The 13,048-nt window shown below is 60.4% G+C and carries 10 protein-coding genes; 5 read left to right on the top strand and 5 right to left on the bottom strand.

The window, feature by feature from the left end; all coding sequences use genetic code 11:
• The first annotated feature begins 292 nt into the window (after nucleotides 1-292).
• Nucleotides 293-3,874: an AAA domain-containing protein gene (locus tag UAJ10_RS28885; RefSeq protein ID WP_322918832.1), complete on the top strand. Its 3,582-nt coding sequence runs from the start codon at nucleotides 293-295 to the stop codon at nucleotides 3,872-3,874.
• Nucleotides 3,875-3,996: 122 nt separating this feature from the next.
• Here UAJ10_RS28885 and UAJ10_RS28880 read toward each other — a convergent pair whose 3' ends face one another.
• Nucleotides 3,997-4,296, bottom strand: a complete 300-nt coding sequence (locus UAJ10_RS28880) for a plasmid mobilization protein (RefSeq protein ID WP_322918831.1) — start codon at nucleotides 4,294-4,296, stop codon at nucleotides 3,997-3,999.
• A 242-nt stretch (nucleotides 4,297-4,538) separates the two neighbouring features.
• On the opposite strand from UAJ10_RS28880, the gene UAJ10_RS28875 reads away from it, so the two are divergent.
• The 3 genes from UAJ10_RS28875 (at nucleotide 4,539) to UAJ10_RS28865 (ending at nucleotide 5,715) form a co-directional block, all read left to right on the top strand.
• Nucleotides 4,539-4,814 (top strand): hypothetical protein, encoded by a 276-nt coding sequence (locus UAJ10_RS28875; RefSeq protein WP_322918830.1) that lies wholly within the window; start codon nucleotides 4,539-4,541, stop codon nucleotides 4,812-4,814.
• Between the two features lie 351 nt (nucleotides 4,815-5,165).
• Entirely contained in the window at nucleotides 5,166-5,381 is a 216-nt protein-coding gene (locus tag UAJ10_RS28870) for an AbrB/MazE/SpoVT family DNA-binding domain-containing protein (protein WP_322918829.1), read from the top strand.
• A complete protein-coding gene (locus UAJ10_RS28865) occupies nucleotides 5,368-5,715 on the top strand; it encodes a type II toxin-antitoxin system PemK/MazF family toxin (RefSeq protein WP_322918828.1) in 348 nt (115 codons plus the stop codon). Before UAJ10_RS28870 ends, UAJ10_RS28865 begins: the two co-directional genes overlap by 14 nt.
• Nucleotides 5,716-6,534: 819 nt before the next feature.
• Here UAJ10_RS28865 and tcmP read toward each other — a convergent pair.
• Nucleotides 6,535-7,698: a three-Cys-motif partner protein TcmP gene (gene tcmP / locus UAJ10_RS28860; protein ID WP_322918827.1), complete on the bottom strand. Its 1,164-nt coding sequence runs from the start codon at nucleotides 7,696-7,698 to the stop codon at nucleotides 6,535-6,537.
• Nucleotides 7,698-8,438, bottom strand: a complete 741-nt coding sequence (locus UAJ10_RS28855) for a DUF5131 family protein (RefSeq protein WP_322918826.1) — start codon at nucleotides 8,436-8,438, stop codon at nucleotides 7,698-7,700. The genes tcmP and UAJ10_RS28855 overlap by 1 nt, the downstream gene beginning before the upstream one ends.
• Nucleotides 8,439-8,668: 230 nt before the next feature.
• On the opposite strand from UAJ10_RS28855, the gene UAJ10_RS28850 reads away from it, so the two are divergent.
• Entirely contained in the window at nucleotides 8,669-9,892 is a 1,224-nt protein-coding gene (locus UAJ10_RS28850) for a three-Cys-motif partner protein TcmP (RefSeq protein WP_322918825.1), read from the top strand.
• A gap of 76 nt (nucleotides 9,893-9,968) precedes the next feature.
• Here the strand turns inward: UAJ10_RS28850 and UAJ10_RS28845 are convergent, their stop codons facing one another.
• Nucleotides 9,969-12,311, bottom strand: coding sequence for a hypothetical protein (locus UAJ10_RS28845; protein ID WP_322918824.1), 2,343 nt, complete (start codon nucleotides 12,309-12,311; stop codon nucleotides 9,969-9,971).
• Between the two features lie 92 nt (nucleotides 12,312-12,403).
• Nucleotides 12,404-13,048 carry a sacsin N-terminal ATP-binding-like domain-containing protein gene (locus UAJ10_RS28840; RefSeq protein ID WP_322918823.1) on the bottom strand — a complete coding sequence of 215 codons (645 nt, stop codon included), beginning with the start codon at nucleotides 13,046-13,048 and terminating at the stop codon, nucleotides 12,404-12,406.

Genomic DNA, 13,048 nt, shown 5'->3' with positions numbered 1-13,048 from the left:
ACCGATGGCCGACGATATTGTCCTGCTTTATATAAATTCAGACCTCGGATCCTTGCGCCGTGTCAGCGCTGTCTTCCAGAGAAACTCAGTGACGGTTACCTCCCGATGCTGTTGGTCGGGTGGTAGGCGATTATTGGCACTTTGTGCCACCCGTCACGGACCGAAATGGACGCGCAGCGGGCGAGTTTTTTTGCAAAACGCCAGCGGGAGGTTGCAATAGCCGACGCCTCAAAATAAGAAATACCTGATTATATTGCCTATCGGGTGATCTATGCCTTTGGACCAGGACGCCATGCCGACCGCCGATACCCTCTCGGTGTCGATTCTTCGCTATTGGCGTCAGTGCCTCAAGGAAGGCCTTCTCCGGTCCCCGGATATGGCGGGGGCGCAATCGATCGACGCCGAGGCCGTCACCCAGGGTCAATTGCCATCGGCCGTTGTCGAGGCGCTCTACAACCTACTGCGTGATGCGCGGGCTCCGTCGACCACAGGGCCAGGACGAAAGCGGTCAACTAAGGGCGATGCCCCCAACGCTGCGCTGGAAGATGGCGAGCGCTATCCCATTCCCGTCATCGTGGCGCCGTACAGCATTTCCCCTGTTAGTGGGCGATCCCGCGAAGCCGATGGCGATGGCCTTCCCCTGTACTGGGTTCCCGCCACGCTAAATCCGGATGGACGCCTGGTTGCCGACGCCGCGCACCTACCCTTCATCCCCCGTCCCCTCTTGGACCCACCCGTGGGTGATCGAGCGGGCGCTTGGCCGCCGCCCGTGGCCGTCTATGACGAGTACGACGCCATAATTCGTGACCAGGTGGTCAACCGGGAGGACAGCTGGTCCGCTCGGCTGACTTACGCCGAGGAAATGTTCACTGATGTGGCCGGCGAATCCGCCAGCCATTGGATGCCCGATGGCTGGCAGCGGGAGCGCCCTCTGGTGCTGGCCTGGGATCGCAACACGGCTTTCATCAAGCAATTGCTACCCTTATACGATGCCTGGCTTAAGACCGATCCGCCACCGGGCGCGCTGGCTCGCATCGTCGCGGGACATCCGAACCCGGCGCCCCTCCCGGTTCCGGCTGACACCCCAAGGCTGGGACATAGCGGCGGGCGACCGCTGAACGCCAAGCAGCGTGATACCGTCGCCGCGGCCGCCCTGTTGCAGGAGGGCCAGGTCCTTGCGGTTAACGGCCCGCCAGGCACGGGCAAGACTAGCCTGCTGAAGAGCTTGATTGCCGACACTGTCGTCCGCGCCGCCGTATCGGGTGCGGAACCCCCGCGCATCGCCATCACCTCCACCAACAACCAGGCGGTGCTGAATGCTGCAACGGACATCGGTAAATCCGGCCCGGCCTCCTCTACGGAAGGGCGGCGATGGCTGCCGCAGATCGATGAGTGGGTGGCATACGTCCCGTCTGAGAACGCCAAGTCGAAAGCCAAGGACACCCTGATCCTCGACGATCTGCGTGTCCGGATGTTTGCCAAGCCTTATCAGGAGGAGGCACGCACCTACTTCCTGGCTCGGTTCGCTGACTGGCGCCGCGAGTCTAATGACCATTCCGCGGCGCCCGGGCCGGAGCAGGATGAGGTCGAGACGGCCTGTGCCCTGCTGATCAAGGCGCTGAAGGAGGTGGTCAGCACGATTGAACAACAAACTCGCCGCAAGGAAGCGGTGGACCGATGGCTGGCCGCCCGGCCGGAGCATGCGCAGCGCGTGGCCGCGCTCATGACTGACGAAACGGCGGCCATGGCCGAGTTGGCACAGCTTACCACCCAGAGACAAGCAGACGTGGCGCGCCTGCAGGAGGTCATGCGGGAACACGATAACGCCATCAACACGCTGCGTTATCGGGCGAGCCTACATCCTTGGTGGATGAAGCTGTTTTCCTTCGTGCCGAGTATTGACGCCGCGCGTGCCGGTCTGCTCCGCCAGAGCGCCATCTCCCTGGCCATCCTGCCGCCGGAAACGTCGGCGCTGCCGACCCAGATGTCTGTCTTCATCAAGGTCGATGCCCATTTTCAGACTCGGCGCCAGGGCACGCTCCCCGCTGATGCCGAGGCGGTGGTCAAGGCCCGTATTGACGCCCTGCGTCTGGAGCGATCCGGACTGGAACGCGGCTACGCGGAAGACCAGCAGTTGGCCGAAGACCTGGGGATCTGGGTGGGCGTGCCGGCCGACGGCGCCGGGTTTGAGACGGCTTTCCAGTCTCGGATGGATACTGTGCTGCGGTCGCGTGCCTTCGACCTGGCCCTTCGTCTGCGCGAGGGGCAGTTCCTACAACGGGCCCAGGAGTGGGACGAGGCCTGGACTGGGGATAGGGGGTATAAAGGCCGCGCCACCCGCCCGCTGTTCCTGACGGCCTGCGCCTATGTCATCCCCTGCATCGTCGGCACCGTCTACAAGGTGGCGCAGCATAATTGCTACTACGGGGGCGATCGCGACGGCACCCAGCCCCTGACCCTGCCCATCGATCTACTGATCTATGATGAGGCCGGCCAAGTTGCGCCCGACCTGGGGTTGGGCCTGCTGGGTCTCGCCCGCCGGGCCGTGGCCGTTGGCGACGTGCATCAGCTGCAGCCAGTGGAAAGCTTCTCCGAGGCGTCGGACAGCCAGTTGATGGACGCTGCCGGTATCACGGACGCACAGCAGATCTCCTGCCGGCGCCAAGGCCTGAACCATGCCGGCGGCTCCGTCATGGCGGCCGTGCAGGCGGCGACGGCCTTTGGCGATATCGATACCCAGGTGCCCGGCATCCTGCTGCGGGAACATTTCCGGTGCGTGCCCAAGATCATCGGTTACTGTAACGATTTGGTCTACAAGCGTCTTGTGTGCATGAAGCCTGAGGAGGCCGATCCGTGGATCGCGCCGATGTCTTGGGCCCACGTCAGGGGCCAAGCGCGGCGGATGGGCAAGTCGTGGACCAATCCGGTGGAGGCGGAAGCCATCGCCGATTGGCTGGCCCGGCACTGGAGCACCTTGGAAGCTCGCTATGGCGGCGCCCCTGAAGAACGCGTGGCCGTTCTCACGCCCTTCGGTTCACAGAGCCGGGTGCTGCGTCAGGCGTTGGAGAAACACCTCGGGGCCGACGCCGCAGCTGTGACCGTGGGAACGGTACACACCCTGCAGGGGATGGAGCGCCATCTCGTCGTATTCTCGCCGACGGTTACCCTGGCGTCCTCCAATGGAAACCGGCCTTTCTTCGACCGGGGTGTCCATATGCTCAACGTGGCGGTCAGCCGTGCCAAGAACGCCTTCGCCGTCATTGGTGACATGGCCCTGTTCGACGCCACTGCCGGCCACGCCCCCAGTTCCGTCCTCGCTCGTCATTTGTATCGGGACCCTGAGAACGAGCTGACCGACGTGCGCCCAGCCCTGGCCTATACGAGCCCCGCCGGCGAAACAGAACGGGTCGACGGAATCGAGCAGCACCGTGCCCTTCTGGTCGAAGCTTTCCGGGCCGCACAGGAACGACTGCTGGTCTCCTCGCCCTTCCTGACCCAGGCGGCCATCACAGCCGACCAAGTGCTCGATCTCGTCAAATCGGCGACCAACGGGGGTGTTGAGGTAACGATCTACACCGGCCTGCCGACCTCCCAGGAAACTAGCGGGGCCATAGACACTGCACCCTTGCGTACCGCTCTGGCTGAGGCCGGCGCGACTGTCATGGTCACGACCAAGGTGCACGCCAAGACCCTGGCTGCTGACGACGCTTTGCTGGTCGAGGGCTCGTTCAATTGGCTGTCCGCCAGCCGCAACCCGAACTATAGCCGCAAGGAAACTTCACTGGCGCTGCGCGGCGCCCTGGTCCGCCGCCACACTGAGACGCTTTGGGAAGAGTTTGAGGCGTTGAAGGCCAAGCAATGGTCTCCTGCTTGAACCCCGCTTATTCGATCAAGGCCATTCTTCATAGGTGATTAAGGCGCCCTTAGCCCGCCCGCCTGCGGATCCAAGCGCTGACCTGAAGGGCTAGCGGCCAGGGCGGCGAAACAATCAGTCGGTCATGCAGGGCCCGCGTGCGACGTTTCGGCGAGGTCGAGGCGGCGCAGCGTGGCATCCAGGGCGGCCGTGGCGGTGTCGAGAGCTGCCTCCATACCGGTGATGAGCAGATCGACCTGGGCGAGGGTCTGGGGATCGGCGCTGGGCGCATCAGCGAGGGCGCAGAGGCGCAGGTAGGCGCTGATGGAGAGGCCGGCGGCATCCGCCTTGGCGGTGATGGCGGCATATTCCTCAGCGCTGACGCGCACCGGGATTGCCCGAGTCCGGGAGCGAAGCGCGGCGTCCTTGGCGCGGCGGGGCATGGGAGGCCTCCTTAGCATGATCACTCCATACTGACATATGTTGCGATTTTTTCCGCCTACGAAGGTGAGGAGCGCCGCTGGGGATGCCAGTTCCCTCGTGCCGGATGACGATCCGGAACTCTGCCAAGGGATTGCGTCACCCAGTTTCTGGATCGTGAGGACCGGTGGGGAAAGCGCCTCAACCTCTTCGTCCGACGTCCCCCCCGAAAGGCGACGTCGCGTATCAGCAACTCTGGCAGGTAGTGGATATCGCCGTCCACGATGCTTTTGACCGGCACCTTGAATACCTGATGGCTGCTGGTCGTCACGCGGCCGTGACCAGCGTGACGAAGCGCGTCGTCGTCGGTGTCCTCGCGCACCTCGTTCAGGGCAAGCTGCTGGCCAACAACCTACGCGGCGAGGATGCCACGCGAACGGTAATGATGGCGGCCGTTGATATGCTGCTGGAGGTCATGGAACCGGCAGAGTTTGTAGAGGCGCTGAAACGTGCATTCCCAGCTGATATTGCGACCGGGTGACCTCGGCGACGATCGTTATCCGATATTTACAAGCAATATAGTGTAGAAACGGGCGATGGTACCGCCAGTTGTGGGGTCTATAAAGGAGCCGATGAGCTTTCCATCCCGCCTTCGCAATCGCGTGCGACCGTTGACGGTCATGCTGCGCGTCCTGGCTATTGTCGGTCGGCGGGTCCACCTGGTGTGTGACATCTGTGGGTATGACGGAGGGTGGGTCGACAACTTGATCTCGGCAGGACGTCGGCGGCAGCCCTGTCCGACTTGCGGCCGCGGGACCACAAGGTGAAGCCTTGATGAAGGCAAGGAAAGTCCTTACTTTGGCAGAAAGGAAAATCCTTACCGGGAACGACCATGATTACCAGCAAGTTGACCAGCAAGGCACAGACAACAATTCCCCAGGCAGTTCGAGCGGCATTGCATCTGAAAGAGGGTGACGAGATCGTCTATGTGATCGACGGAGACCGGGTTGTATTGACCCGCGCCGCGAAGGATCAGCTGGATGATCCTTTTGCCACCTTTAGTGAATGGGCCAGTGAGGCCGATCGGCGGGCCTATGCCGGACTTTGAAGCCTGGGACGTCATCAAGGTTCCCTTCCCTTATACCGATCGGCCGGTGCGGGAGCGCCGACCGGCAGTGGTGGTCGCCGCCAACGGCATCCAGCAGGAGCATGGGTTGCTGTGGGTACTGATGATCACAAGCGCCGCGAACCGTGGATGGCCAGGCGACGTGGCTGTGTCTGATCTGGTTCATGCCGGCCTTCCGGCTGAATCTGTGGTGCGCACGGCTAAGATCGCCACGATTGAGGCCAAGGAAGCCGAACGAATCGGCAGTTTGCCTGCACCGGATCGCGCCGAGGTGGCACGCCACCTTAAGCTGGAACTGGCATGCGCAACGAACTGACACATCTGAAGATGTGCCCTGTTAATCCGGACTGCCAAGTGAAGGCCTGTTACCTCGTAGTCAAGCCGGGGCTGCCGGTCCCACCCAGATCCAGTAGACGGTGGGAGTGCATCGAGGCCCACGATGCTGAGTCTTACCCCGCCGTTGGACGGTTCCTTTGCGTGCAGCCTCAGCGAGAATGCCGTGGACCTTTCGGAGGATCCGGCCCCTACGCTCGGGCGTAAGGTTCGATGCGCCCCGCTCCCGCAGAACATCTCCAGGATTTCAACCGTGGTGAGCCGGCGGCGGCTTTCCTGAAGCACCCGAAGTACATCGGCCCCCGGCCTCGCCGGGCGTCAGAATCTCGTGGCCCGGAACAAAGGTCCGGCGGGGGTATAACGCGGCACGATCGGTGCCCGGAGCGATGACTTGGAGAGCGCGCTTAACCGACTCAATTTTCGCCTCCTTTTGGCGGACAATCAGGATTGTAGCTTCGAGGTCGCGTAGCAGCTTCTGGTGGAGGGCGGCTAGAACGTCGACTTGAGGCGTGCGAGTCTCGGCGCCATCAGCCGGTGGGGGATATTCAGAAAGAGCGACTGTCGCCCCATCGACCATGGCCAAAGAAATCCCTCCACAGCGCTCCGGTTTGTACAGGTGGGCCCACAGGTACCTCCCACGCCTGACGCTGCGTCGGCTTGTGGGGAGCCCGCCGCGCCAAGCGTGGGTCCCTCCCGTGGACTACCTGGGCAAACCTACGTCAGGGAGTCAGAAAAAGTTGGGTGCATCTGCGCCACCATACCGGGAAACTGCGTCATTAGATGCGGGGCCATTTTTAGGTCGTCAGCGCGTAACGCGATAGTTGTCGTCAGGCACCTGCTTCCTGGGGGCCCAGTCCAAGAAGCGGATGACGCCCTCGTCCTTCAGTTCAGCTGCAATCCTTCCAAGCCGCGTCCGACGAACTCCGTATTCCGCGAGCACTTTCGGCCAGATATTTTTATATAAGATGTAGTTGGGTTGAGTTGGCACCGCCTCGATCAACGCCCGCCGTGCGGATGCTTCCTGTTCCGCGACCCATTGCGCAGTGGGCTCGTTGCTGGGGACCACGCCGGCGAGCAAGTCACGCATGCCATCGGCCGCTTCGCGTTTCCTAACTGCCAGTTCCTCCCGCATCCTGTCTTGGGCTACGAGCGCTTTATGCTGAGCGTCCCGGAATACTTCTACGCCTTTTGCGCTGCGGGTTCCGTAAATCAAGGAATAGAAGGTGCGGTTTTTCGCCGGAAATAGGACAGGAGTTTCCATTACATAGGGATATCTCCCTAGACGTTTGATGACGTCGACGATCGAAGAAACCAATATATGTTTCCTGTCTGTGGGGCCATTTTCGTTGTCTTCCTGAATAGCATCAAGACGCTGCCGCCACGCCGTTCCAGGGAGCAGTGCATTTAACCCCGTCTGAATTGCTGGCTTCTTCAACCGTGAAAATCGGTTGATGAAGTCGAACATAAAATTGAGGACGACCTCGCAATTGGGTCGGCTCATTAACGGGGCCACCCTTTGCATGTCAATCGACCAGCCCTTCGGATCCATCAGGATGAACGTGAAGGCTTCTGCGGGAATTACACGGATGATCTCCGGCACAAGGTCGACAAAATCACCGTTGAATGTGCAGATGTGAATATCTGGATAAAGACCAATGACTTTCTGCAGTCTCGCGTAGGCAATCGGGTCTCTCTCAACCAGGATTGCCGTCATTCTCACATCGTGGTTACGGATGCGCTTCCACTCATCCTTTGCTCGTTTAAGTGCTTCGAGCGCAATTCCGAATGACGTGTCACCAAACTCCTCGTCCTGATTCTGCCACGGGCCGGAAAATCCATCGACGTAGACGAAATCCTGCCAGGCGCTCGCTACCTTGAAGACGAGGCCTTCAACGTAGTCGGCGAGGAAATGATGTTTTACATACGCCGGCCCTCGATCCTCATAACCGGTGAGGTCAGGGCGCATCACGCAGCCCTCGAAGCGACCCTCGCGGGCAACTCATTCCATTCCCGACCATCGAGATCGCGGCCGCCCGTCTTAGGACGAATGCCGCCCCACTGTTTGAAAAAGAACGCCACGCCTTGCAGGGCGCATAGGTCACGGACCTGCCTCGCCCAATCAATATGCATGGGCCGCGCGCCCGGCCCGCTTTCACCGCCGGCGATCACCCAATGAATACCCGACAGGTCGACCTCGCCGATTGGTCCGATCAAAGGCTCGGCTGATAAGAACCGTACCGCCGCGGGCGCCTGGCGGAGATGCTCAATGCGCGCTTTGGAACGCCCATCCTCCACTGACACGCCGAGCCAAATGTGGGCGGGTGGCACCTTGTCACGGTAGCGACGCTTGAGGTAGTCGCGCATTAACGAACTGCGTTTCGTCAGCACCTGGAACACATGCCAGTTGGCCTGCTCCATCGTATCGAACACCTGGTCGATAAACTCGCGGGGCACCTCTTTATGGAAGAGGTCGCTCATTGAGTTCACGAAGATCATTCGGGGGCGCCGCCAAGCCAGTGGCTGGCCAATTCTTTCCGGTCGTAGCTTTAAATCAAAGCCGCTCTCAAATGGATGGCCTGGCACGCCCCTGAAACGCTCAGAGAAGCGCTCCGCGTAGCAATTATCGCACCCGGCTGTAATCTTGGTGCAGCCAGTTACCGGATTCCAAGTCGCATCGGTCCACTCGATTGCACTGCCATCGGCCATAACGCACCCCTGAGACCATAAGAGATCTGCCTTGCGGCAGTTCCTTCTGCAATTAACCACGCCACCTGAGGTCGAAAGACGAGATATCGACAAACGTTTATCGCTAGACATCATGCCCGGCGATTCATCATAAATGCAACTTCGACGATAGGGCGTCGGTGGGATTTATGACTATAGCAGAAAACCTTGGATACGACTGGAGGCTCGGGGGCAAGCTCCCTGAGCTAGGCTTGCATAGCGCAGCCAAGCATCAGATTTTCGACAACTACATCGAAGCTTACATCCGGACGCTCACCCGCAGCCTTCGCCAACGCGAACTGAGGCTGACGATCGTCGATGGCTTCTGCGGCGGCGGCCGATACACGTTTGATGGCGCGGAGGTCGACGGCTCGCCGCTGCGCATGCTGGCGTCTGTCGAGCGTATCGAGACAGAAATCGCTGGTCAGCGCTTGCATGGCTTTGACGTGAAGGCTGACTTTGTTTTCGTGGACGCCAACGATCGTCACATCGAGTTCCTACGTGAGGTGTTACGCGACCGCGGTCACTACAGCCGCATCGGCCATGATATCCACATTGTGCCGGCGAAGTTTGAGGATGCTGCTGGCACTATAATTGATCGCATCCGTGGCAAGGGGACGGCCCATCGGTCCCTATTCTTCCTTGATCAGTATGGCTGGAGCTCGGTCACGTTCGCCACCATCCGCCGGATCATGGGCTCGCTTAAGCATCCAGAGGTGGTGCTCACCTTCATGGTCGATCATCTGGTCAACCTGCTCAATGAGCGGATGATAGACACGGCGGGCTTGGCCGCCATCGACCTCGAGCGGGAAGATGTCCGGGATATGCTGCAGATGAGGCAGATGCGGGGTTGGAAGCGCTTAATCCAGAATACGCTCTACGAGCACATCCAGCGCAATACCGGCGCCGACTACTACACTCCGTTCTTCATTCACCCCGACAGTGGCTCAAACCGCGACTATTGGCTTTTGCATCTCTCCAAGCACCACCAGGCCCGTGAGGAGATGGGAAAGATCCACTGGATGATGGAGAACACGTTCGAGCACTTTGGGCGCGCAGGCTTCAACGCACTGGGCTTCTCGCCCGGTCAGGATGTACGGACCGAGATGTTCGAGTTCGCCTTTAATGACAACGCGTGGACCCGTTCCGAAAAGGCGGTCATTGACCAACTCGCCCGCATGGTGCACGAGCGGCACCTTGCTGGGCTACCGCCACTCACGAAGCAGCGGCTTTTCGCGGCACACTGTAACGAGAGCCCGGTCATCGCGGACATCGTCGATGTTTGCCTTGTGAAACTCCGCGAAGCTAAGGATATCGTTATTCGTGCCCCGGGTGGTGCATTGCGTCGTTCGGTGACCCATTTCGGATGGGATGATGAGATTACGCTCTCCAGGACGCCCGGCCTCTTTACTATCCTCGGCCAACGTGCGGCTTGAATGCCCCAAGACAGAACCCGACCGTTGGCGACAACGTCCTTCCCCTCAACGATACCAACTAAGTCAAAACTAGACTCTAGCGCGCCGTGAGGCCGGCGACCGTGCGGAGATCGTCAAGGTGAACCTGCGTGAAGCGCACCCGCGTGGGCTCTCCCGCGAGTTCCACGCTAATCTCCGGTGACGCCGCTTCGGCGAGTTTCGCGCGGAGTTCGATATCAGTGATCGGATTGGCGTGACGCCACTTCGCCGCGCATGTCGGGCACATTGCGAGATGGTTCTCGGCTTGCTCCTTTTCGAGCGAGTCCAGGCATTCCACGGATTCGAAATAGGGCGAGCCGTCAGGTCGATTGAAGGGCATTTTATCGTGGCAGCCCTGACACACCATTTCCTCGAGCGGGTTGGTGTAATGGTCCTCGAGGTAGGTTCTTGCGAGCGTTCGAGTCTCAGTATTGCTCGTTCGAACGCTGCGCTCACGTGCTTCATAGGTTTTCAGAGGGGACGCCTGGGCCCGCGCTGCTAGCCGCTCGGCCCGCCGGCCCGCGTTCCCCGCTTCACGCTCCGGAAATTCCACTGGCTCGTAGGACCGGCTGTTGATGCTGCGGATCATGTCCGCGCTCAACGCTGCCAATTCTTCGGGGGAGAGTCCGCCAAGCTGATCGACCAGCTCCGGAGAAAGCCCAATCAACTCGCCAGCTTGTCGGCGCGCCTTGGTGTGCTCGCTGCGCTGGCGAGCTTGCTCTCCGAAGCCGATCGCCCTCAGCCAATCTTCATTCCCACCTACGGCGTATCCCTTGGCCAAGTCGGCTGGCGTTATTTCGCTTGGCCTCCGCAGGCTCCCATCCTTCGTAGGAATCCAGGCGTTGTCGCGCAAGGTGATCGCCATCGAAGACGGCCGCTTGTGCGCCTCATACTGCTGGTTCGGTGAGAAGCGCGCGACCATCGCCGTCGCACCCGCCGTCCGAGCCGCATCCCAAACCAGCTTCGAGATCGCCGGGTCACGACGTTTGAGCAACTCCGCCAATTGATCGATGCGATAATCGATGTCGATGCCCGTTCCCGTGTGACGCGCTGATCCCCAACCATGCTTCAAATCAGCCCAATGCGGATGAGTGTATGGAATCGTCGACGACAAGACCGCCAGACTTTCCTCCACGCCGCATTTTTCCAGGAAAGCCAGGAGGTCTTTGCGGGGGAGGTTTTTGTATCCCTCCCACAGCGGCTCAAGATCTCGGCCTGCGGTGCCGCCATCGTAAATGCATGTAAGCCCTGACTCGAGGAAAGGGGCCCCCAGATAGACCCGGTCGGCGCGGAAATACGCTGCTTCCGCGCCAGCGCGGATGAACTCGACCCCGGCGAATGGGCCCACATCCGCCGTTTCCTTCCACCAGCGCAAAAAGCGACGCATATGTTGAAGGTGTTGCTCGCGGTTGGGCCGCGACGCTTCTCCCTTGTACTCCGTCCGGATAATAGCGGTGAGATAGGCGCGTTCATCAAGATCGCGAACGCCCACGCGGCGAAGGAATTGCTCGACGTCCTTTCCACGACCGCGACCAATCCTGATCAGGCTGCGCTTGACTAGGAATAGCTCGCCTTGATCGGCTTCAGATTCGAGGTCGGCTTCAACGGGGGCGAACACTGCATGCCGTGGCGAGTGTCGACGGCCATCCTCAAGCCTCACAAACTCAATGTCTGAGATCGACACCGATGGCTTCTGGACCTTCTGCGCTCCTTCCAAAGCCAGGTAACAGTGTTGAAGCTGTTCGTCCGTCAGGGCGTCAAACCACGTCAGCCCGCGCTTGCGCCATTGCTTGTCGCTCTCAAGGTAGAGGCCCTGCCCACCCAGGACGTGCCGAAACGAAGAAAAGAAATTAGAAAGACCGAATTCCTCTACCTTGAGCGTGTTGATGAAAGCGTCGGCACGACCGGCTTTCTGAGCGGCGATGATCCATCGACGACTCGGCTTGTTGCAGAACTCGGCGAGCCCAGCTTCACCGAGGAGATCTCTGAGGTCCGCCGGCCCCCTGATTCCACTCACCGAAGTCGCGAACCCGCTGCTCTGGCAGGGGAGCAGTTCCTCTTCGGCGAACTTGGCAACAATCCGCGCCAGGATCGGAGCGAACGCCGCAGGGAGTTCGTCCGAACCGTTGGGCAGCAGGTCGAGCACGCTGCGCTTCATCATCCCATGGTCGCGCAGCCGTGGCAGCGCATCCGCGACCATCCCCGCAATGGCATCAATCAGTTCGGCGTTCCACGGGTCGTCGCGCTTGATGTTACCGCGATTATCCGTGAGCCGGAACGGGCCATGGATCGTGAAGTGCAGACCCGTCAGTTCCTCAGTCTCGAAGAACACCATTAGCTTCGTCGGGACGTCCTCGGCGATCAGGTCGCCGGCAGGATTGAGCCGAAGAGCGGCCTTCACCTCGTATTGTTTGCGATCTTGGCGATGCTCGACCGCTCGCGCTAGGACGTAATAGCGATTAAGGCGCTCCGTGCCATCCGGAAGCAGCGACCTTATTGATCGAATGGACCCGGCTCCGTCACTGGCTTCTGCCTCCCCCTGAGGTCTCCGTCGATCCATTCGAGCCGCTTGATATTCCGAAGAAAGAGCAACGAGCGCGGTCCGGACGCCGCCAGGCCCTCTCGCGCACGCGTCAGCGCGAGCTTGGCCCGATCAGCCCGCAGCGGCAGGACGATCTGCGTCGTCGCGTCCAAGTGCGTCGTTTCGATGAGCTTTGGAACGACGAGATTCTCGATCGCGAACGCCAGTGATTCGTCTTCAATTAGCGAGTGGACCTCAGGCCGCTCGGTGACGACGTAGACAGATTTGAAACCGATCCCGAAGCAGCCGATCTTGTGACCATCATCGAGCTTCGTCGTGTTTCCGATTCCGGTAATGCCCTCGATATCGTCGCGATTAAACGGTCGGCCATCATGTTCAAACACGATGCGGGTCGGTTCGAGGCGAAAGCAAACACAACTTGCCTCGGCGTCCTCGGCATTCTGGAGCAATTCGAAGATGAAGTGGCTGGGATCGGCATATTTGTCGACGGTCGCATTCCAGATACCGCGATCAAAGTTGTTCTCGTGACTCGCCGATACCCAGCGTTGGCGCTTGGCGCACAGGTTGTCGAGCCAATCATGAAACGGCGTGCCCAT

The organism is Nitrospirillum guaranorum (genome assembly GCF_034653275.1).
Lineage (GTDB): Bacteria > Pseudomonadota > Alphaproteobacteria > Azospirillales > Azospirillaceae > Nitrospirillum.
The sequence above is the reverse complement of the archived record's forward strand: the minus strand, read 5'-3'. Positions and strand labels throughout refer to the sequence as shown.

Coding starts and splice junctions, on each gene's coding strand:
- UAJ10_RS28885 (WP_322918832.1), top strand. CDS start 293: ATGCCGACCGCCGATACCCTCTCGGTGTCGATTCTTCGCTATTGGCGT.
- UAJ10_RS28880 (WP_322918831.1), bottom strand. CDS start 4,296: ATGCCCCGCCGCGCCAAGGACGCCGCGCTTCGCTCCCGGACTCGGGCA.
- UAJ10_RS28870 (WP_322918829.1), top strand. CDS start 5,166: ATGATTACCAGCAAGTTGACCAGCAAGGCACAGACAACAATTCCCCAG.
- UAJ10_RS28865 (WP_322918828.1), top strand. CDS start 5,368: ATGCCGGACTTTGAAGCCTGGGACGTCATCAAGGTTCCCTTCCCTTAT.
- tcmP (WP_322918827.1), bottom strand. CDS start 7,698: ATGCGCCCTGACCTCACCGGTTATGAGGATCGAGGGCCGGCGTATGTA.
- UAJ10_RS28855 (WP_322918826.1), bottom strand. CDS start 8,438: ATGGCCGATGGCAGTGCAATCGAGTGGACCGATGCGACTTGGAATCCG.
- UAJ10_RS28840 (WP_322918823.1), bottom strand. CDS start 13,048: ATGGGCACGCCGTTTCATGATTGGCTCGACAACCTGTGCGCCAAGCGC.